Origin of the sequence: Streptomyces sp. NPDC007929 (assembly GCF_042959065.1) — a bacterium.
GTDB lineage: Bacteria > Actinomycetota > Actinomycetes > Streptomycetales > Streptomycetaceae > Streptomyces.
In genome coordinates this window covers 114,907-138,997 of the sequence record NZ_JBIBKD010000004.1, presented here as the reverse complement: position 1 = coordinate 138,997, position 24,091 = coordinate 114,907, and the positions used below count along the sequence as shown (strand labels likewise).

At 71.4% G+C, this 24,091-nt stretch carries 19 protein-coding genes; 9 read left to right on the top strand and 10 right to left on the bottom strand.

Annotated elements, in window-relative coordinates; translation table 11 throughout:
* Window positions 1-56 precede the first annotated feature (56 nt).
* From ACFZDE_RS14270 to ACFZDE_RS14245, 6 genes are all read left to right on the top strand, one after another.
* Window positions 57-1,772, top strand: coding sequence for a substrate-binding domain-containing protein (locus ACFZDE_RS14270; protein ID WP_391200046.1), 1,716 nt, complete (start codon window positions 57-59; stop codon window positions 1,770-1,772).
* A 271-nt stretch (window positions 1,773-2,043) separates the two neighbouring features.
* Entirely contained in the window at window positions 2,044-3,168 is a 1,125-nt protein-coding gene (locus ACFZDE_RS14265) for a Gfo/Idh/MocA family oxidoreductase (protein WP_391200045.1), read from the top strand.
* Window positions 3,161-4,084: a DUF6807 family protein gene (locus ACFZDE_RS14260; RefSeq protein ID WP_391200044.1), complete on the top strand. Its 924-nt coding sequence runs from the start codon at window positions 3,161-3,163 to the stop codon at window positions 4,082-4,084. The genes ACFZDE_RS14265 and ACFZDE_RS14260 overlap by 8 nt, the downstream gene beginning before the upstream one ends.
* A complete protein-coding gene (locus ACFZDE_RS14255; protein WP_391200043.1) occupies window positions 4,081-4,809 on the top strand; it encodes a cupin domain-containing protein in 729 nt (242 codons plus the stop codon). The genes ACFZDE_RS14260 and ACFZDE_RS14255 overlap by 4 nt, the downstream gene beginning before the upstream one ends.
* 178 nt (window positions 4,810-4,987) lie before the next feature.
* Complete coding sequence (locus ACFZDE_RS14250; RefSeq protein ID WP_391200042.1) at window positions 4,988-5,338, top strand: DUF4440 domain-containing protein; 351 nt, start codon at window positions 4,988-4,990, stop codon at window positions 5,336-5,338.
* Between the two features lie 392 nt (window positions 5,339-5,730).
* Window positions 5,731-6,405 (top strand): hypothetical protein, encoded by a 675-nt coding sequence (locus ACFZDE_RS14245; RefSeq protein WP_390995211.1) that lies wholly within the window; start codon window positions 5,731-5,733, stop codon window positions 6,403-6,405.
* Between the two features lie 30 nt (window positions 6,406-6,435).
* On the opposite strand, the gene ACFZDE_RS14240 is transcribed toward ACFZDE_RS14245, so the two are convergent.
* The 9 genes from ACFZDE_RS14240 to ACFZDE_RS14200 all read right to left on the bottom strand — a co-directional run bounded on the left by ACFZDE_RS14240 (window position 6,436) and on the right by ACFZDE_RS14200 (window position 17,723).
* The gene (locus ACFZDE_RS14240; RefSeq protein ID WP_391200041.1) at window positions 6,436-7,956 is read right to left on the bottom strand and encodes an NCS1 family nucleobase:cation symporter; all 1,521 of its coding nucleotides are present in this window, start codon (window positions 7,954-7,956) and stop codon (window positions 6,436-6,438) included.
* Between the two features lie 147 nt (window positions 7,957-8,103).
* Complete coding sequence (locus ACFZDE_RS14235) at window positions 8,104-9,126, bottom strand: TIGR03842 family LLM class F420-dependent oxidoreductase (RefSeq protein WP_391200040.1); 1,023 nt, start codon at window positions 9,124-9,126, stop codon at window positions 8,104-8,106.
* A gap of 11 nt (window positions 9,127-9,137) precedes the next feature.
* Entirely contained in the window at window positions 9,138-10,538 is a 1,401-nt protein-coding gene (gene hydA / locus ACFZDE_RS14230; protein WP_390995202.1) for a dihydropyrimidinase, read from the bottom strand.
* Window positions 10,539-10,641: 103 nt separating this feature from the next.
* Entirely contained in the window at window positions 10,642-11,484 is an 843-nt protein-coding gene (locus ACFZDE_RS14225; protein WP_391200039.1) for a nitrilase-related carbon-nitrogen hydrolase, read from the bottom strand.
* Between the two features lie 155 nt (window positions 11,485-11,639).
* Entirely contained in the window at window positions 11,640-13,205 is a 1,566-nt protein-coding gene (locus ACFZDE_RS14220; RefSeq protein ID WP_391200038.1) for a PucR family transcriptional regulator ligand-binding domain-containing protein, read from the bottom strand.
* Window positions 13,206-13,232: 27 nt separating this feature from the next.
* Entirely contained in the window at window positions 13,233-14,519 is a 1,287-nt protein-coding gene (locus ACFZDE_RS14215) for an aminotransferase class III-fold pyridoxal phosphate-dependent enzyme (RefSeq protein WP_391200037.1), read from the bottom strand.
* Window positions 14,516-15,358, bottom strand: a complete 843-nt coding sequence (locus ACFZDE_RS14210; RefSeq protein WP_391200036.1) for a nitrilase-related carbon-nitrogen hydrolase — start codon at window positions 15,356-15,358, stop codon at window positions 14,516-14,518. The genes ACFZDE_RS14215 and ACFZDE_RS14210 overlap by 4 nt, the downstream gene beginning before the upstream one ends.
* A gap of 170 nt (window positions 15,359-15,528) precedes the next feature.
* Window positions 15,529-17,373, bottom strand: a complete 1,845-nt coding sequence (locus ACFZDE_RS14205; RefSeq protein WP_391200035.1) for a hypothetical protein — start codon at window positions 17,371-17,373, stop codon at window positions 15,529-15,531.
* Window positions 17,374-17,471: 98 nt separating this feature from the next.
* A complete protein-coding gene (locus ACFZDE_RS14200) occupies window positions 17,472-17,723 on the bottom strand; it encodes a helix-turn-helix domain-containing protein (RefSeq protein WP_390995188.1) in 252 nt (83 codons plus the stop codon).
* Between the two features lie 32 nt (window positions 17,724-17,755).
* Here ACFZDE_RS14200 and map point away from each other — a divergent pair, with 32 nt between their 5' ends.
* Window positions 17,756-18,523, top strand: coding sequence for a type I methionyl aminopeptidase (gene map / locus ACFZDE_RS14195; RefSeq protein WP_391200034.1), 768 nt, complete (start codon window positions 17,756-17,758; stop codon window positions 18,521-18,523).
* Between the two features lie 178 nt (window positions 18,524-18,701).
* A complete protein-coding gene (locus ACFZDE_RS14190) occupies window positions 18,702-21,236 on the top strand; it encodes an AAA family ATPase (RefSeq protein WP_391200033.1) in 2,535 nt (844 codons plus the stop codon).
* Window positions 21,237-21,311: 75 nt separating this feature from the next.
* On the opposite strand, the gene ggt is transcribed toward ACFZDE_RS14190, so the two are convergent.
* The gene (gene ggt / locus ACFZDE_RS14185; RefSeq protein ID WP_391200032.1) at window positions 21,312-23,114 is read right to left on the bottom strand and encodes a gamma-glutamyltransferase; all 1,803 of its coding nucleotides are present in this window, start codon (window positions 23,112-23,114) and stop codon (window positions 21,312-21,314) included.
* 106 nt (window positions 23,115-23,220) lie between these two features.
* On the opposite strand from ggt, the gene ACFZDE_RS14180 reads away from it, so the two are divergent.
* Window positions 23,221-23,985, top strand: a complete 765-nt coding sequence (locus ACFZDE_RS14180; protein ID WP_390995177.1) for a hypothetical protein — start codon at window positions 23,221-23,223, stop codon at window positions 23,983-23,985.
* Window positions 23,986-24,091 lie beyond the last annotated feature (106 nt).

The following is a 24,091-nucleotide window of genomic DNA, read 5'->3' as shown; positions in this document are numbered from 1 at the left end:
AAGGCGGTCCACGCGGGGGAAGGGACGGCGCAGGGTGCCCGTGTAATGATTGCCGCATGACTCAGGCCGACGTGTTGCGGGCTCTGGATGCCAGGGCCGCCGGTCAGTGGGGTCTGGTGACCACCGCGCAGGCGAAGCTGGACGGTGTGCGGGGCGTCCAGCTCCTGCGGCTGGAGCGGTCCGGGGCGCTGGAGAGTGTGGGCCACGGGGTGTACCGCCTGGCCGCCTCTCCCCAGCCGGAGCACCTCCGGATCAAGGTGGCGTGGCTGCGGCTGGATCCCGGGACCCCGGCGCGGGACCGTTGTACGGACGTCTCCGGAGCGGGCGTCGTCTCCCACACCTCCGCGTGTGCGGTGCACGGCCTGGGTGGCCGGCCCACCGATCCCGTGGAGCTGACGGTCTCGTCACGCCGTACCACGCGTGACGAGACCGTCGTGCTGCACCGCGCGGCCACGGACGCCGAGGACGTCACCGTCGTCGACGGGCTGCCCGTGACCACCGTGCCGCGTACCGTCGTGGACCTGCTCCAAGCCGGTGCCGACGCGGCCCGTACGGGCACGTTCCTCGCCGAGGCCGCCGCCCGTGGCCTGGTGCGCGTCGACGACCTCGCGCCACGGGTCGCTGGCTTCGTCGGTGCCTACGGACTGCCCGCGGACGCGTCCGGCGCGGAGCTGCTGGAATTTCTGTGCGAGCAGGCGGGGCGCCCTCTGCGGGCACGGCATGCCGGCCGGCCCGCCACGAAGGGCGCCGGTCCGGGGGCGGCCTCCACCCCGGAGAGGAAGCGGCCCACCATCTGGGAGGTCGCCAAGCGGGCCGGCGTGTCGCACCAGACCGTGTCCCGGTTCCTGAAGAACGACAGCGGCATGAAGCCCGCGACGCGAGCGAGGATCGAGCGGGCCGTCGCCGAGCTGGACTACCGGCCCAACCTCATGGCGCGGTCGATGCGCACGCAGCGGTCCCAGCGGATCACCATCGTGTTGCCCGAGTTGAGTGGCTTCGTTCCGATCCCTCTGCTCAGGGGCGCCTCGGCCGCGGCGCACGAGGCCGGGTACATGACCGACGTCGTCGGGCTGGAGGGTGGCGAGTCGCGGCGCGCCCGCAGCGTGCTGTCCCTGCTGGAGGCCCGGCAGGCGGACGGGGTGCTGTCGCTGGTGCCGCTGGGGGACCTGGCCGGCGGCCGGGGCGCCGGGCAGTGGCCGGTGATGGTGCTGGGCGAGTACGACGACAACCTCCAGTCCCGGGGACGGCTGGCCGACGGGCGGCCCGCCGAGGAGATCCTGCGTCACCTCGCGGAGCAGGGACACCGCCGGTTCCTCCACGTCGCGGGCTCGCAGGACTGGGCTTCGGCACGCAACCGGCGGGCGGTGTACGTGGAGGCCGTCGAGCGACTGGGCCTTACGTCCTACGGCGTCGTCGACGGGGACTGGTCCGTGCGCTCCGGCTACGAGGCCGCGCGGGACCTGCCCGCCGATTCCGGCGTGACGGCCGTGCTGGCCGCCAACGACTATGTCGCCCTGGGGGTGCTGCGCGGCTTCCAGGACCGCGGTGTGCGGGTGCCCGAGGAGGTGAGCGTCTTCGGCTGGGACGACGAGGAGTTCACCCGGTACTTCTCGCCGAGCATCTCGACGGTGCACATCAACAAGGAAGAGGTCGGCCGGCAGTCGATGCTGTCGCTGCTCGCCCTTCTGCGCGGCGAGCCCCAGTCGAAGCCCGAGGTGGCGGATCTGTTCCGTCTCGTGCCGCGAGGGTCGAGCGGCCCGGTCGACCGCTGAATCCGGTCGGCTGCCCGGTAAGGCCTCACACGCAATGTGAACGATCACTACGCAACTCTTGACCCTGAAGGTGATCGTTCACTACGTTCGGCTTGCCGCCCTGCCCGCATCGGCGGGCGCCGAGCTTCGTCCGGCGGAGCCGTTCCCCCCGACCGCGCGGTCACGCGTGCACGCCTTGGGCTGAGCAGGTCGAACCGACCTTCTTCGTCAGCGGTTGACGAACCCCCGGTGCCGCGCCCAGGTACCGCCCGAGTTTCCACGAAAGAGCCACATGACTGAGTACAGCCAGCCCGCGAGGGTGGCGATCGTCGGTGCCGGCAACATCGCCGACGGCTGCCACATGCCCGCCGTCCAGGCCCAGAACGGCGAGGCGACCGTCATCGCCGTGGTCGACGTCGACCTGCGGCGCGCCGAGGCGTTCGCAGCCCGCTGGGGCATTCCCGCCTCCTACGACAGCCTCGACCTCATGCTCCGGGAGCAGCACCCGGACCTGGTCATCGTCTGTACGCCCCCGATCGCCCACGGCGAGGCCATCACCGCCTGTCTGGACGCCGGCGCGTCGGTGTGGTGCGAGAAACCGCCCACCCTTTCCGTCGCCGAGTACGACGCCGTCGCCGCCCACGAGCGCGAGGGCGGCCCCTATGTCTCCTACGTCTTCCAGCACCGGTTCGGGTCCGCCGCCCGGGCCCTGCGGGAGCACATCCGCAGCGGCAGCCTCGGCGCTCCCCTGGTCGGTGTCTGCCACACCCTGTGGTACCGGGACGACGCCTACTTCGAGGTCCCCTGGCGCGGCAAGTGGGAGACCGAGGGCGGCGGTCCCACCATGGGCCACGGCATCCACCAGATGGACCTCATGCTGGCCCTGATGGGGGAATGGACCGAAGTCCGCGCAGCCATGGGCACGTTGGCCCGCGAGGTGGAGACCGAGGACGTCTCCATGGCCATGGTCCGCTTCGCCAGTGGCGCCATGGTGTCCATGGTCAACAGCCTCCTCTCCCCCCGGGAGACCAGCTACCTGCGCTTCGACTTCCCCGAGGCCACGGTCGAACTGTCCCACCTCTACGGCTACGACAACACGCACTGGACGTGGACCCCCGCCCCTCACCGGGCCGAGGCCACGGCCGCCGAGCTCGGGGCACCGCTCGACGACGAGGCCAGTTCGCACGCCGCGCAACTGCGCCTGCTGCTGCGCTCCCTGCGCGCCGGGCGACGCCCCGAAGCCAGTGGTGACGACGGCCGCCGCGTCCTGGCCTTCATCGCCGCCCTGTACGAGTCGGCGAGCACCGGACGCCCCGTGTCCCCGGACATGATCACCCCGGCCAACCCGTACTACCACTCCATGAACGGCCGCCCAGCCGTCCGGGACAACACCGTCAAGGAGAAGACCGGTGTCTGAGACCCCCTTGCGCATCGAGCACGACGCCGCCGGGACCCAGTTCGTGGTGTCGGCCGCGGACGTGGACCTCGCCACGTACGTCTACCGGCCGGACACCCCGCTCGAAGAATCACCCAAGCCCTATGTCTACCCCCTGAAAACCCTCTCCGGCGCACCCGTGGGCGTCTACCGGCCCTGGGACCACCGCTGGCACAAGGGCCTGCAGATGACGTGGTCGCATCTGTCCGGGGACAACTTCTGGGGCGGGCCCACCTTCGAGGCGGGCGCACCCGGTCACGGTTACGTCTGGCGTGAGAACCACGGCAGCCAGGTGCACCGCGCCTTCGACCGGCAGGACGTCGGTGACAGCGAGGTGACGGTCGTCCAGGGCCTGGACTGGATCGCCTCCAGCGACGAGGTGTGGATCGACGAGACCCGCACCCTCCGCTTCCACAGCGCCGATTCCGGCGACGGCGTCTGGGCGCTGGACTTCACCACCGACCTGACCAATGTCCACCACGAGCCGCTGGAGATGGGCAGCCCCACCACCCACGGCCGCCCGGGCGCCGGTTACACGGGACTGTTCTGGCGCGGACCCCGGGCCTGGACCGGCGCGGACGTCATCGCCGACGGGGGCCATGACGGTGACGCCGTCATGGGCACGCGGGGCGCCTGGGCCGCCATCGCCGGCGAGCACGACGAGATCGACGGCGGCGCCACGGTCCTCGCCTACGCCGGCACCACCAGCGCCTCCACCCCGCTGACCTGGTTCGCCCGCAGCAGCGCCTTCGCCTGCCTCAACCCCTCACCCGCCTTCCACACCGAGATCAAGCTGGAACCCGGTGACACCCTGTCCCTGAGCCACCGCTTCGTGTTCCTCGACCGAGTGGTGGGTCGCCGTGAACTGGAGCCGATCGTGCGGGAGTTCGCGCTGTGACGGCCCTCCCTGCCCTCCCGGGAGCCGTGGGGCTCAGCCAGCTGGAGGTGTACCCCTGGCCCACGGCGGACGACGCACACGGCGGCTCGCCCCATATGCATCTGGCCTGCGCGGAGTGCTACGTCGTCGTCAGTGGTCGCGGCCGACTGGAGACCCTCGACCACAACGGGCCCAGGACGACCGAGCTGCACCCGGGTGACGTGGTCTGGTTCACCCCCGGCACGATCCACCGCGCCGTCAACGACGAGGACCTGCGGGTGATCGTCGTCATGCAGAACAGTGGTCTCCCGGAGGCAGGCGACGCGGTCATGACCTTCCCGCCCCAGTACCTCTCCCCCGGCACCTATCCGGACGCGGCCTCGCTCCTCGACGCCGACGACAGCCCCAGCCCCGAGCGCGCGCGAGCCCGCAGAGATCTGGCCGTCGAAGGGTTCACCGAACTGAGACGGCAGTGGCGGCGAGGAAACCGCTCGGCGTACGAGGACTTCTGCGCGGCGGCGGTTCGGCTCGTCCAACCCCGCCTGGACACCTGGGAGAAGACGGTCGACGACGGTGCGCTGGCCGCCGCGCACACGGCACTGCGGCAGATCGACGCGCTGCGACGCGACGACTTCGACTACCTGTTCGACGCGGAAGTCTCGCGCATCGCCCGACCACACCGGCAGACCCTTGGCATGTGCGGTTTCTTGCGCGCCTATGCGACGGCCCACCAGGCCGGCGAGTAGGAACGTGTTCCCTCGCCGAGCTCCCCACGGACGTTGCCCCGCGCGATTTCCTGCACGTGCTCACCTCACCTCAAGGTACGTACTTCCCTGCGGTAAGTAACTCGGCCAGAGTGAGCGAGCCAACCCCTGATCGTCACCCGGACACCCGCTGACACCTCACCCAGCATTAGGAAAGAACATGACACCGGAAACCGTGCACCAGCGCTTCGCCCAATACCTCAAGGACCAGGACCTCGACGGACTGGGTTCCCTGTTCGACGAAAACGCCATGTTCGTACCGGGACCGGGGCAGGAGCCCGTCCACGGAAGAGAAGACATCAAGGAAGCGCTGAAGCCCTACCTCGCCGCGCCCGGCACCTTCGAGATGGGGGCCGCGTCGGTGCATCAGAACGGCGACCTGGCGATGGTCCAGGTGCCCTGGCGGATCACGGGCGAGGACGGCACCCTGGAAGGAAAGTCGGTCGAGGTGATGAAGAGGACGAGCGAGGGCGACTGGGTCTACATCATCGAAAACCCCTACGCCGTCTGATTCTCGTCGTCCCGGCATCATCGTCGGGCGACGGAACCTCCTCACGGCAGCGGCGGCCGCATCGACCTTCTCGGTGCGGCCGCCGCTTGCTGTCCGGCGTCGGTCTCTGTAAGGGCAAGGCCAGTCGCGTGGGGTCTCGGGGTCGGCAGGGGACAGAGTCGGGGGCACGTCTCGGCAGGAACCACCCCAGCCCCACGGCTACGGTCGCACCTGCCGCAAACCACCCTCCGGCGTCTCAACTGGCCGAATCCGGGCGGTGAACGATGGGTCCCCGTCACCGCGCGGCCACGGAGCGAGTTCGCACTTCCGCCTCACAGACACACGTGTGACACTGTCGTTCCGTCCGCCGTGCGGACCCGCTCCGCACCTTCCGTCCCCACGAGAAGGGCGCCGTGCGTTCTCTACCTCTGCCCCTCGCCCTGACCGCCCGGCTGTCCCCGGTGGTGGTGCTCGCCGCGGCGGGCTGGGCGCTGTCGTCCGGCCCGTTCGCCGCGCCGCAGGCCGCCGCGCACAAACCGGCCGAGGCGAAGACCGAGAACCGGTCCGCCTCCGCCTCCGCCCCGTCGACGTCGACGGCGCCGAAGGCCTACGCGGCCGCGCCCGCACCGTGCGGGAGCATCGCCAAGAAGACGATCCAGTCGCTGGTGCCGGGCGCCAAGACGGCCGGCAAGGAGATACCGTCCACGGACGCGGAGCTGCGCCGCACCTGCTCCTGGAACGCGCTCAAGGGGTACGACTACCGCTGGCTCGACGTGTCCTTCGAGGTGATGGAGTCCGACGACGCCGCACGGAAGTCCTACGAGACGCACCTCGGCAAGAAGAGCGGCGGCGGGGCCGTCCCCGGTCTGGGCGACAGCGCTTACTCCGTAGTCACCCTCACCACCGAGGACAAGCAGCAGACCCGCGAGGGCGTCGTCATCGCCCGCGCCTCCAACGCACTGGTGACGATCACCTACAACGGCAGTGACTTCGAGTCGAAGAAGGCGCCGAGCACGGACACGATCAACAAGGGCGCCATCAAGGCCGCGAAGGAAGCGGTGGCCGCGCTGGAGAGCGACAAGGGCTAGGCACTCTCCAGCACGCCCACGCGCCCTTCCTCAGACGGTGCTGCGGCCCCGCAGGGCCATCAGCGCCAGGTACAGCACCATCGACGTGCCCAGGCCCACCGCCCAGCCGTAGTCGGCCAGATCGGCCAGCGCCGGGACGGGACGGCCGTCGATCAGCGGCTTGAAGCTCGCGCCGCCGACGGCGAGGACACCGCCGACCGCGAAGGCGACGACGGCGCGCCAGTTCCAGCCGCCCTCGTACCAGTAGCGTCCGCCCGGGCGGTACAGGTCGGCGAGGTCGAGCCGGGCGCGGCGCAGGATCCAGTAGTCCGCGATGAGGATGCCCGCCACGGTGCCGAGCAGGCCGCCGACCAGGCCAAGCCAGGTGAAGATGTAGCCCTGCGGGTCGGAGTACAGCTTCCAGGGGAAGATGAGCACGCCCAGGACGCAGGTGGCGAGGGCGCCCGCCCGGAAACTGATCTTCCGCGGGGCGATGTTGGAGAAGTCGAACGCCGGTGAGACCAGGTTGGCCGCGACGTTGACGGAGAGCGTCGCCACCAGGACGGTGACGAGCGCGAAGAGCAGGCCGACCGTGCTGTCGGTCTTGGCCGCGAGCTGGACCGGGTCCCAGATCGCCTCGCCGTAGACGGCCTGCGAACCCGAGGTGACCATCACGGACAGGAACGCGAAGAGCGTCATCGTCGTCGGCAGGCCGAGCGCCTGGCCCCGGGTCTGCGCCTTCTGGCTCCTGCCGTAGCGGGTGAAGTCGGGGATGTTCAGGGACAGTGTCGACCAGAAGCCGATCATGCCCATGAGGGCGGGGGCGAACAGCTTCCAGAAGTCCGGGCCCCAGCCGAGTTTGGAGGGCTGGTCGAAGAGCGGGCCGAAACCGCCGGCCTTGTCGCTCATCCACCACAGCATCACGAACGCGCCGACCAGCACGAACGGCGCCGCCCAGTTCTCGAAGCGGCGGATGGTCTCCATGCCCCGGTAGATGATGACGACCTGGAGCGCCCAGAAGATCGCGAACGACAGCCACATCGTCCAGGCGTGGCCGCCGACCTTCGCGGCGTCCGTCCAGCCGGTTCCGATGAGCTTGCCGGCCAGGAAGTAGATGGCCTCGCCGCCGATCCAGGTCTGGATGCCGAACCAGCCGCACGCCACCAACGCCCGTACGACGGCGGGCAGGTTGGCGCCGCGGATCCCGTAGGAGGCCCGGGCGAAGACCGGGAAGGGTATGCCGTACTTGGGTCCGGCGTGGCCGGTGAGCAGCATCGGTATCAGCACGATGACGTTGGCCAGGGCGATGGTGAGCACCGCCTGCTTCCAGTCCATGCCGACGGCGATGAGCCCCGAGGCCAGGGTCCAGGAGGCCGTGTTGTGGGCCATGCCGACCCACAGCGCGGAGAAGTTGTACGTGGTCCAGGTGCGCTTGGCGACGGGGACCGGCAGCAGGTCCTCGTTGGCGTAGGGGCCGGTCGGTGCGGGGGCGCCCGGGGCGATCTCCACCCGGCCGTCGGCGAGGGTGACTTGGGTGGCTGGCGGTGGGGCGGTGGGAGCGGTATCGGTCATGGGCCGGGCCAATCAGGGGAGGTGGGACGGGAAAGGCCGTGCGGTGGCGCCGATGGGGGGTGCGCTCCGGGTGCACCGGGGGGCGTCCTGGGCCCCCTTCCCGAGCCGCTGGGAAGGGGGAGTTCACAGGGGGTGGGGCGGTGGAGGTCAGCCGTTGACGGCCGGGATCACCTGGGATCCGTAGGCCTCGATCACGGCCTCCTGCGCGTCGTGCATGTCGTAGACGGCGAACTGGTCCACGCCGAGCGCGCGCAGCGCCTCCAGTTTCTCGATGTGCTTCTCGACCGGGCCGATCAGGCAGAAGCGTTCGACGATCTCGTCGGGCACGAACTGGGCGTCGGGGTTTCCGCTGCGCCCGTGGTGGGAGTAGTCGTAGCCCTCGCGGGCCTTGATGTACTCGGTGAGTTCGTCGGGGACCTGGGCGGAGTGCTCGCCGTACTTGGAGACGAGGTCGGCGACATGGTTGCCGACCATGCCGCCGAACCAGCGGCACTGCTCACGCGCGTGGGCGAGCGCTTCGGGCGAGTCGTCCTCGGTGACGTACGCCGGTGCCGCCACACAGATGGTCACCTGGTCGGGGTCCCGGCCGGCGGCGACCGCCGCGTCCTTCACGGCCTTGACCATGTACTCGGTGAGGTAGAGGTCGGCCAGCTGGAGGATGAACCCGTCCGCCTCCTCACCGGCCATCTTCAGGGCCTTGGGGCCGTACGCGGCCATCCACACGGGCAGTTCGGCGCCCTCGCCGATCCACGGGAAGCGGACGACGGTGCCACCGCCGAGGTCGGCCTCCCGTCCACTGGCGAGGTCCCGGATGACCTTCATGGCCTCGCTGATCCGGGCCAGGGTGTTGGGCTTGCGTCCGGCCACGCGCATCGCGGAGTCACCGCGGCCGATGCCGCAGACCGTGCGGTTGCCGAACATGTCGTTGAGGGTGGCGAAGGTGGAGGCGGTGACCTCCCAGGTGCGGGTGCCCGGGTTGGTCACCATCGGCCCGACCTTCAGGGTCGTGGTGTTGGCGAGGATCTGGCTGTAGATCACGAACGGTTCCTGCCACAGCACGGCGGAGTCGAAGGTCCAGCCGTGGCTGAAGCCGTTGCGTTCCGCCCGCTTCATCAGGCTGATCACCCTCGAGGCCGGCGGGTCGGCCTGCAAAACGAGTCCGAAGTCCATCCGCACCACTCCTAGTTGAGGTACTGACAGGTGGATCGCGGGGTGAACACGCCGTGCCCGGCGTGGCCGGTGTACTCCCGCTCGGTGATGACGGGTACGCCGCGCGAGAGGACCGTCTCGACCCGGCCGGTGGTGCGTTTGCCCTCGTACGCCGAGTAGTCGACGTTCATGTGATGCGTCTGGGCGGAGATGACCTGCTCGGCGTGCGGGTCGTAGATGACGACGTCGGCGTCGGCGCCCGGCGCGATGGTGCCCTTCTTCGGGTAGAGGCCGAACATCCGGGCCGGGGTCGCGCAGGCGATCTCGATCCAGCGGCGGCGCGAGATGTGCCCGTCGACGACCGCCTGGTGGAGGAGGTCCATACGGTTCTCCACGCCCGGCAGGCCGTTGGGGATCTTGGAGAAGTCGCCGCGGCCCAGGTCCTTCTGACCGGTGAAGCAGAAGGGGCAGTGGTCGGTGGAGACGACCTGGAGGTCGTTCGTCCGCAGCCCGCGCCAGAGGGCGGCCTGGTGCTCCTTGGGCCTGAGCGGGGTGCTGCACACGTACTTGGCGCCCTCGAAGTCGGGCTCGGCGAGGTTGTCGGTGGACAGGAACAGGTACTGCGGGCAGGTCTCGCCGAAGACGTTGAGCCCTTCGTCGCGGGCCCGGGCCAGTTCGGCGACCGCCTCCGTCGCCGAGACGTGCACGACGTACAGGGGCGCGCCGGCCACCTGCGCGAGTTTGATGGCCCGGTGGGTGGCCTCGGCCTCCAGCAGGGCCTTGCGGACCTCGCCGTGGTAGCGCGGGTCGGTCTCGCCCCGGGCGAGCGCCTGCTCGACCAGGACGTCGATGGCGATGCCGTTCTCGGCGTGCATCATGATCAGGCCGCCGTTGTCGGCGGAGCGCTGCATGGCGCGCAGGATCTGGCCGTCGTCGCTGTAGAAGACGCCCGGGTAGGCCATGAACTGCTTGAAGGAGGTGATGCCCTCCTCCACGAGATGGTCCATCTCCTTGAGCGTGTGTTCGTTGACGTCGGAGACGATCATGTGGAAGCCGTAGTCGATCGCGCAGTTGCCGTCGGCCTTGGCGTGCCAGGTGTCGAGGCCCTCGCGCAGGCTGTGGCCAACGCTCTGCACGGCGAAGTCGATGATCGTCGTCGTGCCGCCCCAGGCGGCGGCGCGGGTACCGGTCTCGAAGGTGTCGGAGGCGAAGGTGCCGCCGAAGGGCAGCTCCATGTGGGTGTGGGCGTCGACGCCGCCGGGGATGACGTACTTTCCGGTGGCGTCGAGGGTGCGGTCGGCTGTGAAGGACTCGGCGGCGGGTGTCCCCGTGGCTGCGAGGGCGGCGATTCGGCCGTCCTCGATCAGGACGTCGGCGTGGATCTCGTCGGATGCGGTGACTACCAGGCCGCCGCGAATGACTGTACGGCTCATCGGTCGCTCCTCACGGTGTGCACGTGACGGTTGTTCGTGGCTGGTCGCGCCCGCGCGGCGGTAGCCGCATATCGAAAACAGCCCCGCGCCCCTTTCGGGGCGCTTACGGTGCCGTCAGCGGTCCGTAGGCGCCCGGCGCCCGGTCCCGGTAGAACTGCCAGCGGTCGCGGACCTCTCGGAGTTTGGCCATGTCCAGGTCGCGCACCACCAGTTCGGGCTCCTTGTCGCTGGCCACCTCGCCGACGAACTGGGCCTCGGGGTCCACGAAGTACGAGGTGCCGTAGAAGTCGTTGTCGCCGTACTCCTCGACGCCGACCCGGTTGATCGCGCCGACGAAGTACTCGTTGGCGACGGCCGCCGCCGGCTGTTCCAGCTGCCAGAGGTAGCCGGACAGGCCGCGGGAGGTCGCCGAGGGGTTGAAGACGATCTCGGCCCCCGCGAGGCCCAGTGCCCGCCAGCCCTCCGGGAAGTGGCGGTCGTAGCAGATGTAGACGCCGACCCTGCCGACCTTGGTGTCGAAGACCGGCCAGCCGCTGTTGCCCGGGCGGAAGTAGAACTTCTCCCAGAATCCCCTGACCTGGGGGATGTGGGTCTTGCGGTACTTGCCCAGGTAGGAGCCGTCCGCGTCGATCACGGCGGCGGTGTTGTAGAGGACGCCGGGCTGCTCCTCCTCGTACATCGGCAGCACCAGGACGATGCCCAGTTCCTTCGCGAGGGCCTGGAAGCGGCGGACGACGGGGCCCTCGGGAATCTGCTCGGCGTACTCGTAGAAGGCCGGGTCCTGGACCTGGCAGAAGTACGGTCCGTAGAACAGCTCCTGGAAACAGAGGACTTGGGCGCCCTGCGCGGCGGCGTCGCGGGCCGCCTGCTCGTGGACCTGGATCATCGATTCCTTGTCGCCCGTCCAGGCGGTCTGGAAGACGGCGGCGCGGATCACTCGGCTCATCGGGACCTCCGGTCGCTCGGTGTGCCGTGAGCCTAGGGAGGGCGAGGGGCGTCTTTGAGTTGCAGCGTGTCACGTCCCGGGGCGTGCGGCGTGCCACCGTGTCACTCTTTCGTGGACTCATGTTTCACCGCCGTTTTCCCAGGTGGTCGCGTGTTTCACTGCTGTTGCGCGTCGTGTGCGAGGAGTGCGATGTGCACCGAGGCGGCCTGCTCGAAGTCGTCGAGGTCCACCCCGAGGCGGACCTGTATGGACTCCAGGCGGCGGTAGAGGGCCGGCCGGGAGACGTGGTGGAGCTGGGCGGTGCGGGACTTGTTGCGGCCCGTGGCGAGGTAGGTGCGCAGGACCGACAGCAGGTCCTCGTCACTCTCGCGCAAGATCCCGTCCAACTCCCGCTCCGCGAACGACTGCACGTGCGGGTCGTCGCGCAACAGCCGGACCAGGCCCCGCAGATGGACGTCCCTGAGGCGGACGACCGGCGGCAGGTCGAGGACGGCACTGGAGTCGGCGACGGCGTCCGCGACGTGCTGGGCCTCGCGCAGTCCGGTGGGTACGTCGTCCCAGGCGGCGCGGGGTTCGGCCGCCGCCACGACGGTGTGGTCCGGGCCGGTCTCGGTGCGCAGCCGGGTCGCGAAGTGCGCGGCGAGGGCGCCCGCGTCCTGGTCGCGGGGCAGGCTGAGCAGCACGGCGGTGGTGCCGTCGGCGAGTTCGGCGACCAGGCCGGGCAGGCCCAGCAGCCGCAGGAGCCGTTCGAGGCGGGCCGGGTCGCCGTCGCGGACGGCCAGCGGTACGAAGGTGCGCCGGTTGACCGGGAGCCCGGCCGCGCGGGCCCGGGGCAGCAGCTGGCGTGCCGGTACGACGCCGCTGACCAGGTCGGTGAGCAGGCTCTGCGCGGACTGCTCCTCCCAGGAGCACGCGGAGCCGCCGCCGAGCATGCGGTGCAGGACGAGGGCCTCGGCGGCGCGGTCGGCGAGCAGCCGTCCGGTGGCGGTGTCGCCGCGGTAGCCGCACAGCACGATCCGGCCCCAGCGCTCCCCGCGTCCGCCCAGTTCGGCGCGGATCCAGCCGTCGCCCTCGGTGCCCCCGGCCTGCCGGGCGATGCGCTCCCAGTCGCGCAGCACGTCGTCGACCGCGGGCCGCTCCCCCGCCGTGCCGAGGACGCGGTGGGCGAGGTTGGTGACGACGACCGGGCAGGCGCTGTGCCGGGCGACCTCGTCGAGCAGGCGTTGCAGTGAGGCACCGGCGGTGATGAGGGCGGTGAGTTCGGTGCGCACGGCCTCGGAGAGGCTGACGGCGGCGAACTTGCGCCGTACCAGCCGGGACTGGACCTCCTCGGTCAGTTCGGCGAAGGGGAACGGCCGGTGCAGGACCACCATCGGCAGTCCGCACCGCTCGGCGGCCCGGCGCATCACCTCCGGCGCCGCGGGGAAGGCGCGGCCGAGTCCGAGGACGACCGCGGCGGCCTCCGCGCGGTGCAGCGAGCGGACGTACTCGGCCTGCTTGTCCTCGTCGCCGGCGAGCAGCACACCGGTGGTGAGGACCATCTCGCCGCCGGTGAGCATCACTCCGACGTCGGCGGCCTCGGCGACGTGCACCCAGCGCACCGGCCGGTCGAGGTGGCTCGCGCCGGCCACCACCTCGGGCTCCCCGGCGAGCACCCGCTCCAGGGTGAGGACCTGCCGCACCGACAGCTCGGGCTCCAGGGAATCCAGGGTGATGGTCATGGGCCGTGTCCCTTGCTCAGTGCAGTGCTACGGGATGCTCCGCAGAGCGTTCTCGAGGATCGCGGCGCCTTCCTCGGCCTCCGCGACGTTGAGGGACAGCAGCGGCGCGACGCGCAGCGAACTGGTGTTGTGCCCACCGCCCTTGCCGATCAGCAGGCCGCCCTCGCGGGCCGCCTCCTGCACGGCGGCCGCGGTCGACGGATCGGCCTTGTCGGTGCCCGGCTCGGTGATCTCGATGCCGATCATCAGCCCGCGTCCGCGTACCTCCCGTACGGCCGGGACGTGCGCGGCGACGGCCCGCAGCCGCTCGATGAGCAGTCCGCCGACGCGCCGGGCGTTGCCCTGGAGGTCGTGTTCCAGGAGGTAGTTGAGGTTGGCGAGGCCCGCCGCCATGGTGATCTGGGTGCCGCCGAAGGTGGAGATGCTGTTGGAGTCCAGGCAGTTCATGATCTCGGAGCGGGCGACGACCCCGCCGATGGACATGCCGTTGCCGATGCCCTTGGCGAAGGTCATGATGTCGGGCGGCCCGCTCTGCCCGTGGGCCTGCCAGCCCCAGAAGTGCTCGCCGGTGCGGCCCCACCCGGTCTGCACCTCGTCGGCGATCCACAGGATGCCGCGCTCGTGCAGCACCTCGCGGAACGCGGCGTACAGGCCGTCCGGCGGCGCCGTGAACCCGCCGACGCCCTGGACGGGTTCGGCGATCAGCGCGGCCGGTGCGCGGGTGTGGCCGAGCAGGTCCTTCAGGTCCTCCACGCAGGCGGCGATGTAGGCCTCGTCGCTGAGGGAGGCGAACGGGCCGCGGGTGCGCACCCCACCGTGCACGTACAGCGTCTGGAGCGGGGACAGCGAGGTCGGCGACCAACCGCTGTTGCCGGTGATGCCGACGGCGCTGAAGGAGCGGCCGTGGTAGCTGTTGCGCATCGCGAGGATGGTGTTGCTGCGCCGGTACGCCGTGGCCAGCAGCAGGGCGGTGTCGTTGGCCTCGGTGCCGGACGTGGTGAAGAAGACGCGGGCGTCCGGGATGCCGCTCAACTGGGCGATGCGTTCGGCGAGTTCGACCATCGGGCGGTTGAGGTAGAGGGTCGAGGAGTGGATGATCCGCCCGGCCTGCTCGCTCACCGCCTTGGTCACCTCGGGCAGCGCGTGCGCCGTCATGGTGGTGAGGATGCCGCCGAAGAAGTCGAGGTACCGGTTGCCCTGGGCGTCCCAGACGTGGCGGCCCTCGCCGTGGGTGAGTTCGAGGGGCTCCTCGTAGTAGAGGGCGAGCCAGTCGGGGAGCACGGCCCGGTGGCGGCCCAGGAGGTCGTTGGTCACGGCTGCACCAGCCCTTCGTAGGCGTCGGGACGGCGGTCGCGGTAGAAGGCCCACGTCTGCCGTACCTCTTCGATGAGGTCGAGGTCGATGTCCCGGACCACGAGCTCCTCCGCGCTGTCGCTGGCGACGTCCCCGACGAACTGCCCTCGGGGGTCGACGAAGTAGCTCGTGCCGTAGAAGTCGTTGTCGCCGTACTCCTCCTGCCCGACGCGGTTGATCGCGGCGATGTAGTACCCGTTGGCGACGGCGGCCGCGGGCTGCTCCAGCCGCCACAGGTGGGAGGAGAGGCTGCGGTGGGTGGCGGAGGGGTTGTAGACCAGCTGGGCCCCGGCCAGGCCGAGCTGGCGCCAGCCTTCCGGGAAGTGGCGGTCGTAGCAGATGTACACCCCGACCTTGCCGGCGACGGTGTCGAAGACGGGCCAGCCGAGGTTGCCGGGCTTGAAGTAGAACTTCTCGCGGAAGCCCTTGAGCTGGGGGATGTGGTGCTTGCGGTACTTGCCGAGGTAGGTGCCGTCGGCGTCGATCACGGCCGCGGTGTTGTAGTAGAAGCCGGGCTGCTCCGCCTCGAACACGGGCGCGACGATCACCATGCCGGTCTCGCGTGCGAGGGCCCGCATACGGCGGACCGTCGGACCGTCGGGGACGGGCTCGGCCCAGCGGTAGTGCTCCGGCTCCTCGACCTGACAGAAGTAGGGGCTGTTGAAGACTTCCTGGAAACCGATGATCTTCGCGCCCCGGCGGGCCGCCTCGCGGGCGTGCTCCTCGTGTTTCGCCACCATGGACTCGGTGTCGCCGGTCCAGGTGGCCTGGACCAGGGCGGCACGTACGACGTTGGCCATGAGCTGCTCCTTCGACGCGACGTCTGCGCCTCTACGCCCGTAGAAGCGGGCCGTAGAGCCACGAACGTAAGCCTCCGGCACGGGGTTGCCAAGACCATCGTCGCCAACCCGCGGGGCATTGCGCGATTCACACTCCTGTGGGTGAGCCGCCCGGGGCGCACTCTCGCCGGTCAGGCGGCGTGTCCGGCGACCCGCAGGGCGTGCACGAGATCCCAGTGGCGCTCGTCCGACACGCCCCGGGCGGCCTCCAGCAGGAGCGGCACGAGGCGCCGCGGATCGGGCTCGGCGCTGCGGGCGGCCTCCTCGGGGACACGGGCCTTGACGTACGCGTCGAGCAGGACGCGCACCTCGCGGTGACGACCTTCGGCGGCCAGGGCCAGGACGGCCCGGCCGACCTCGCCGGGCGGCCGGGCGACGCCCTGCCGCAGCATCTGCCGCCCGTCCTCCGCCCGCCCGGCCTCGACCAGCGCGTCGGCGGCGGCGACCAGCCGTCCGGCGGGCAGCGAGGCGGCCTCCCACAGCAGCGTCTGCCAGTCGGCGTCCAGCCCGGCGAGGTGCAGCCGCTCCGCGAGCAGCGGAAACCGCCCGGGCTCCCACCCGGCGACCTCGGCCAGCAGGGCATGGGCCTCCCCGCTGCGCCCCTCGCCGCGCAGCCGCCCCAGCATCTCGACGGTCCGCCCGACCTCCACCCGATCGACGGCCCCGACGGCCCCGCCCTCCCCCACAGCCCGTTCCACCACGACCTCCTCACCGGCCCCGGCGAAACGCGCGCCCCGGGGAGTACGGCCGGTGGCCACGGGCGCGGGGGCGGGCAGGTCGGGCAGCTCGGGCACGGCAGTGGGCGGCACGACGAGGGGCGCGGCCTCCTCATCGACCAACCCGGCAAAACGGGCACCGCCGCGTCTGCGTTTACGGGGTTTGGGGGCCGTCCCCGCAGCGGCCTCCCCCACCCCGGCCCGACCGGCCGCAGGGCCCTGCCGACCGGGCCCCGGCGTCTCGGTCCCGGCGGGGGCCGTGAAACCGCCGGGCGCCATCCCCGCAGCGGCCTCACCGGAGCCGGGCCGGTCCGCCGGGTGCCGTTGCGTGGGCCGACCCGCGCCGGAACCGGCCGGGTCGGTGAAACCGTTCGGGGCGGACCCGGGAGCGAGTTCTCCCCAGGGGTTCCGGTTCCCGCTCGGCGCGGGGTGCCGGGCCGGCCGGTCGTCCTGCGGGTGCTGCGGGCCGGAGCGGACGGAGGGGCCGGGCGCGGCGTCCGTGGGAGCCCCGCCGGAGGCGCCTCGGGCGGTCGGGTGCTGTCGGCCGGGCCCTTCGGGCTCCGGTTCGGCGGCGTCGTACCGGCCCGGCGCCGCCGTGGTCGAGTCCGGGCCGCCGCGGTGGCCCGGCGCCGCCGTGGTCGAGTCCGGGCCGCCGCGGTGGCCCGGCGGCGCCGTGGTCGAGTCCGTGCCGCCGCGCTGTGGTGCGGCGGCCTGCGGACCTGCCCCGGCACCCGCGCCCCGCTCCGCCCGGGCGTGTCCGTCCACCCGGGCCAGCCGGGACCGGAGTTCCGCGCAGCGGGCCGCGGCGCGTGTGTGGTCGTCCTGGGCCCAGGCCAGGTCCCGGCGGAGGGCGTCGGCCTCCCCGGGCGTCGTGGCCGAGGTCAGGTGCCGGGCCAGGGCGGCCTGGCGTTCGGCGGCGTACCGCTGTTCGCGGAGCATGCCGTCGAGACGACCGGCGAGGGCGTCGCGGCCCCCGGGGCGGGTGTCGTGCACGGCGAGCGCGGCGGCGTGCAGGGCGCGGGCGCGCTCCGTCTCCGGGCCGGCTCCCCCCGGGCCGTACTGCCCGGCGAGATCCTGGAGCAGGGCCTCGACCACGTCCCAGGGCGGCATGTCGCGCCCGTCGAGGCAGGCCCGCATGCCCTCCGGGTCGCGCTGCCAGAACACCGCGCACCAGCCGCCGGCCGGGTCGAGGCGTGCCAGCAGGCCGTTCAGGTAGGTCGCGAACTCGCCGACTTCAGCCGGGAGTTGATCCGCCGCCATCGCTCAACTCCCGTGAGGCCGGAGCATTCCGCCCCGAAGGCAACACCAGTCGTGTTACGGGCGTGCTACGGGAAGTTTTCACGCACGGCGCGGGTTCCTCAGAGGGGCACCGGCACGCACTGTCCGACCAGGTCGTCCATGGACAGCCCGAGGACTCCGGCCAGCGCGGCGACCGTGAAGAAGGCCGGGGTCGGCGCCCGGCCGGTCTCGATCTTGCGGAGGGTCTCCGCGGAGATGCCCGCGCTCGCCGCGATCTCCGTCATGCTCCGGCCACCACGCGCCTCGCGCAGCAGCCGGCCGAGCCGCTCGCCGCGTTCGCGTTCTTCGGGGGTGAGAGGGGTGCGCACCATGCCCCCATTCTAATACCGGTATAGTAATTGGCATGGTGGAGCTGAAGACAGACACGTCCATCGACGCGATGCACGAGGCGGGCCAGGTCGTCGCCCGCGCCCTGACGGCCGTACAGAAGGCCGCCGGCGTGGGCGTCTCCCTGCTGGAGCTGGACGAGGTGGCGCACGGCGTGCTCCGCGAGGCGGGCGCGACCTCGCCCTTCCTGGGCTACCGGCCGGACTTCGCACCGACCCCCTTCCCCGCCGTCCTGTGCGTCTCGGTCAACGACGCGATCGTGCACGGCGTCCCGGGCCGCTACCGCCTGCGCGACGGCGACCTGGTCTCCATCGACTTCGGTGCCGAACTGGAAGGCTGGGTCGGCGACTCGGCGCTCAGCTTCGTCGTGGGCACCGCGCGCCGGGCGGACCTGCGCCTGATCGAGACCGCCGAACGGGCCCTCGCGGCCGGCATCGAGGCCGCCGTCGTGGGCAACCGCATCGGCGACATCGCGCACGCGATCGGCACGGTCTGCCGCGGCGCCGGATACGGCATCCCGGACGGCTTCGGCGGTCACGGCATCGGCCGCCGTATGCACGAGGACCCCGGGGTGCCCAACGAGGGCCGCCCGGGACGGGGCATGCGACTGCGGCACGGCATGGTGCTGGCGATCGAGCCCATGGTCATCGCGGGCGGCACGGACGGCTACCACGCGGCCCCCGACGGCTGGACCCTGAAGACGAACGACGGCTCCCGCGCGGCCCACGCGGAGCACACCGTGGCGATCACCGACGCGGGCCCGAGGATCCTGACCGCCCGCTGACCCATGCCGGAATGACCGGAAACATCCCGAAGGTGCCCCTCGTCGGCGATCGTGCGAAGGTGTTCTACGAGCGCGCCCCAGGTGTAACCGGCTGCCACCCGGGTTACCCGACCCCGGCACGTCGACCAGCGAGGGCGTCCCCCGCCCGCGCGCCGGGGACGCCGGGAACGGAAGGCCCATGAGCAGCGGCTTCACCAGCCCGGAGGGCTACGGCTCGGATCCCTTCGGAGAATTCCTCGCACGGTTCTTCGGCGGACCGCGTCCCGGTCCCCGGCAGATCGACCTCGGGCGGCTGCTGAGCCAGCCGGCCCGGGAGCTCGTCCGCGGCGCCGCCCAGTACGCCGCCGAGCATGGCAGCCGGGACCTCGACACCCAACATCTGCTGCGGGCGGCGCTCGCCACCGAACCCACCCGCACCCTGCTCAGCAAGGCCGGTGCGAACCCCGACTCGCTGGCGTCGCAGATCGACGACCGCTCGGGGCCCGCCCAGCACACCCCGGACGACGCCCCGCCGCCGACCGCGCTCTCCCTCACCCCGGCCGCCAAGCGGGCCCTGCTGGACGCCCACGACATGGCCCGGGCCCGCGGCTACGGCTACATCGGTCCCGAGCACGTGCTCAGCGCCCTGGCGTCGAACCCCGACTCCGCAGCCGGGCACATCCTCAACGCGGCCCGCTTCGCCCCCTCCGAGCCGCCCGAGGCACCGGAGGCCCCCGCGTCCGAGCGCCCGCGCCCGACGAACACGCCGACCCTCGACAAGTACGGCCGCGACCTCACCGAGCTGGCCCGGCACGGCCGGATCGACCCGGTGATCGGCCGGGACCAGGAGATCGAGCAGACCGTCGAGGTCCTGTCCCGGCGCGGCAAGAACAACCCGGTGCTGATCGGTGACGCGGGCGTCGGCAAGACGGCCATCGTGGAGGGGCTCGCGCAGCGCATCTCCGAGGCGGACGTGCCCGATGTGCTGATCGGGCGCCGCGTGGTCGCCCTGGACCTCACGGGCGTGGTCGCGGGCACCCGCTACCGGGGTGACTTCGAGGAGCGGATGAACAACATCGTGGGCGAGATCCGCGCCCACTCCGACCAGTTGATCATCTTCATCGACGAGCTGCACACGGTCGTGGGCGCCGGTTCCGGTGGCGGCGACGGCAGCTCCATGGACGCCGGCAACATCCTCAAGCCCGCCCTCGCCCGGGGCGAGCTGCACATCGTGGGCGCCACCACGCTGGAGGAGTACCGCCGGATCGAGAAGGACGCGGCGCTGGCCCGCCGCTTCCAGCCGATCATGGTGCCGGAGCCGACCGCCGCCGACGCGATCGAGATCCTGCGCGGCCTCCAGGACCGCTACGAGGCCCACCACCAGGTCCGCTACACCGACGAGGCCCTGGTCGCGGCCGTGGAGCTCTCCGACCGCTACCTCACCGACCGCCGCCTCCCCGACAAGGCGATCGACCTCATCGACCAGGCCGGTGCGCGGGTGCGGCTGCGGGCCCGGACCAAGGGAACGGACGTACGGGCCCTGGAGCGGGAGCTGGAGCAGCTGACCCGGGACAAGGACCAGGCCGTCGCGGACGAGAGTTACGAGCAGGCCACCCAGTTGCGGGACCGGATCGTGGAGGTCAAGCAGCGGATCACCGAGGCCGGCGGCGACAGCGAGGTCGACGAGGGGCAGGACCTGGTGGTCGGGGCCGAGGCGATCGCCGAGGTGGTGTCCCGGCAGACCGGGATCCCGGTCGCCAGCCTCACCCAGGAGGAGAAGGACCGTCTGCTGGGTCTTGAGGAGCATCTGCACCAGCGGGTCGTCGGCCAGGACGAGGCCGTACGGGTCGTCTCGGACGCGGTGCTGCGTTCCCGCGCCGGGCTCGCGGCCGCCGACCGGCCGATCGGCAGCTTCCTGTTCCTCGGCCCGACGGGCGTCGGCAAGACCGAACTGGCCCGGGCGCTCGCCGAGGCGCTCTTCGGCAGCGAGGACCGCATGGTGCGGCTCGACATGAGCGAGTACCAGGAGCGCCACACCGTCAGCCGGCTGATCGGCGCCCCGCCCGGTTACGTCGGCCACGAGGAGGCGGGCCAGCTCACCGAGGTCGTACGCCGTCACCCGTACTCGCTGCTCCTGCTGGACGAGGTGGAGAAGGCGCACCCGGATGTCTTCAACGTCCTGCTCCAGGTCCTCGACGACGGCCGGCTGACCGACTCCCAGGGCCGCACCGTCGATTTCAGCAACACGGTCATCGTGATGACGAGCAACCTCGGCTCCGAGGCGATCACCCGCCGGGGCGCCACGACGGGCTTCGCCGCGGGCGGCGCCGACGCGGACGAGGAGGCCCGCCGCGAGCAGATCCTGCGCCCGCTGCGCGAGCACTTCCGCCCGGAGTTCCTCAACCGCATCGACGAGATCGTCGTCTTCCGCCAGCTCACCACGGAGCAGTTGCGCCAGATCACCGACCTCCTGCTGGACCGCACCCGCTCCCTGGTCCGCGGCAAGGGCGTCACGGTGACCTTCACCGACCGCGCGGTGGAGTGGCTGGCCGACCGCGGCTACCAGCCGGAGTACGGCGCCCGCCCGCTGCGCCGCACGATCCAGCGCGAGGTGGACAACGAACTGTCACGCCTGCTGCTGGACGGCAGGGTGTCGGAGAACGGCCAGGTGACGGTGGATGTGGAAGCCGGGGAGCTCATGTTCCAGACGCAGGGTCCAGAAACGCCCCGTTAGGGGCGCGGGCTGTGTCGATGTGCGGCTCCGCCGCGGGGGCGCGCTGAGCCCCCGCGGCGGAGCCGCACACGGCCATCAACGCGCCGGCCGCACCACCATCGCCGCACCACCACCCCGCCGCACCGTCTCCGCCGCGGCCAGCCACTTCCCGCCCGGCAGCCGCTGAACCCCCGTGGCCGCACCGATCTCCGGGTTGGCCTTGAAGGAGTGCCCGATCGCCTCCAACCGCGACCTGACCCCACTGTCGAGACCGGGCTCCAGCTCGGTCTGCGCGGCGTTGCGCTGACTCGCCCGGGGCGCCGCGATCGCGTCGACCAGCGGCAGCCCCCGGTCGACGAACCCGGTGAGCGTCTGCAGAACGGTCGTGATGATCGTCGCGCCACCCGGCGACCCCAGCGCCACCACGGGCTGATGGTGCCGGTCCAGCACGATCGTCGGCGACATCGACGACCGCGGCCGCTTGCCCGGCCCGGGCAGGTTCGGGTCGTGCACGGCCGGGTTCGCCGGGGCGAAGGAGAAGTCCGTCAGCTCATTGTTGAGGATGAACCCCCGCCCGGGGACGGTGATCCCGCTGCCGCCGGTCTGCTCGATGGTGAGGGTGTAGGAGACGACGTTGCCCCACTTGTCGGCCACCGTCAGATGCGTGGTGCTGTCACCCTCGTAGGTCGTGGGAGCCGCCGTGCCACCGGAGCCGCACCGCTGCGGATGGCGCGGATCGCCGGGCGGCACCGGGCTGGTGAGCACCGCGTCGTCCTTGATGAGGCACCCGCGTGAGTCGGCGAACTTCTGCGACAGCAGTTCCTTCGTCGGTACGTCCTCGAAGGCGGGGTCACCGACCCAGCGCCCCCGGTCGGCGAACGCGATCCGGCTGGCCTCGATGTAGCGGTGCAGGTACTTCGCCTTGCTCGCCTTGGACAGGTCCGTGCGCTCCAGGATGTTGAGCGCCTCGCCGACGGTCGTACCGCCGGAGGAGGACGGCGCCATGGAGTAGACGCCGAGGCCGCGGTAGGAGGTCCTGGTGGGCGCCTGGAGCTTGGTGCGGTAGCGGGCCAGGTCCTTGGCGGTCAGGTCGCCGGGCCGGGCGTTCCAGCCCGAGCCGGGGTCGACCGGCGGCTTGTTGACGGTGTCGACGATGTCCCGGGCGAGCCGGCCGCGGTAGAGCGCGTCGACGCCCTGGTGCGCCAGCTCCGCGTACGTGCGGGCGAGATCGGGGTTCTTGAAGGTGGAGCCGACGACGGGGAGCCGCCCGTTCGGCAGGAACAGCTCGGCCGTGTCCGGGAAGTGGCGGAAGCGCTCCTCGTTGGACGCCGTCTGGGAGCGGAAGGTCTCGTCGACGGTGAAACCGTCCCGCGCCAGCCGCTCGGCCGGCTTCAGGACGCTCGCGAGCCGCTTGCTGCCCCACCGGTCGAGGGCCGTCTGCCAGGTGGCGGGCGTGCCCGGGGTGCCGACGCTCAGACCGCTACTGACGGCCTCGGCGAAGGGGATGGGCTTGCCGTCCTCGAGGAACAGGTCCTTGCCGGCGCTCAGCGGGGCGGTCTCGCGGCCGTCGATGGTGCGGACCGTGCGGGACTTGGCGTCGTAGTACACGAAGTAGCCGCCTCCGCCGATGCCTGCGGAGTAGGGCTCGGTGACGCCGAGCGCGGCCGCCGTGGCGACGGCGGCGTCGACGGCGTTGCCGCCCTTCCTCAGGACCTCGATCCCGGCGGCGGAGGCGTCGGGATCGACGCTGGAGACGGCGCCCCCGTAGCCGACGGCCAGCGGGGACTTCTCACCGCCGGGGCTCTGCGCGGCGGGGGGCGGCGCCGCCGCCCCCACCGACACCACCACAGCGGCCGAAACCGCCAGTACCGTCAGATTCCGTGCGACAGGGCGACGCATCCGCACCTCCAGTCAAAAAGCCGTCCGCGCAGCTTAATTCATCGCCATGGCCGCGTCAGGCAGGCGTCGAACACCGGTGCGTCGGGGCCCGCTACCATGCGCGCCCATGAGTGACGACGTGCGCAACATCGTTCTGGGTGTCGTCGCGGCGGGCATCAGCGCCGCGCTCGGCTGGGTGGCCCGCACCTACCTGTTCAAGCGCAAGCTCCGCCGCAAGCAGGTGTTCTTCGGGCTGCCCGACAACTCCGAGTCCCTGCTGGTGGTGAACCGGGGCGCGGCCGGGCCGGAGTTCGCGGTGATGCGCTACGACGTGTTCGCGCTGCTCGAACTGGCCGCGCTGATCAAGGACTGCAACGCCCACGCCCAGATCCTCCCGCACGACACGGCACGCCAGGGCTTCGGGGAGCGTACCGAGTTCTGTGTGGGCGGCCCGGCCTCCAACCGCCGGATGGCGGCCCATCTGTCCTCCCTGCTGCCGGGGGTGCGGGTGAACGTCGACACCGAACCGGGTCCGGACCGGGGCGCGTTCCAGATCGGCGCCGAGCGCTACCGGGTGGACAACGGCAGGGAGGAGTACGCGCTGCTCGCCCGGCTCACCGCGGACCGCAGCCGGCAGACCCGGCCGGTCTTCCTCTTCTGCGGCCAGACGTCGATCACCAACCAGGCCACCACGCGCTACCTCGCCCGCAACCACGAGAAGCTGACCCGCAAGTACGGCAGCGGTTCCTTCGTGCTGCTGCTGAAGGTGATCAACTCGCAGGCGTACGGCCCGGACGTCGTCGAACTGGTGGAGGACGTGACGCGCGCGGCGCAGACCGCGCTGCCCGCCGCCACGACCACGGCTCCACGCAACTCCCACCGCGCCTCCTGAACTCCTCCACTGCTCAACAATCGTTACTGGCACGTAACTTACCGACGGGTTACCCCTGGTAAAGGGGCGAGGTTACCGTTCGGTCACTTTGCACTGACACGAGTGA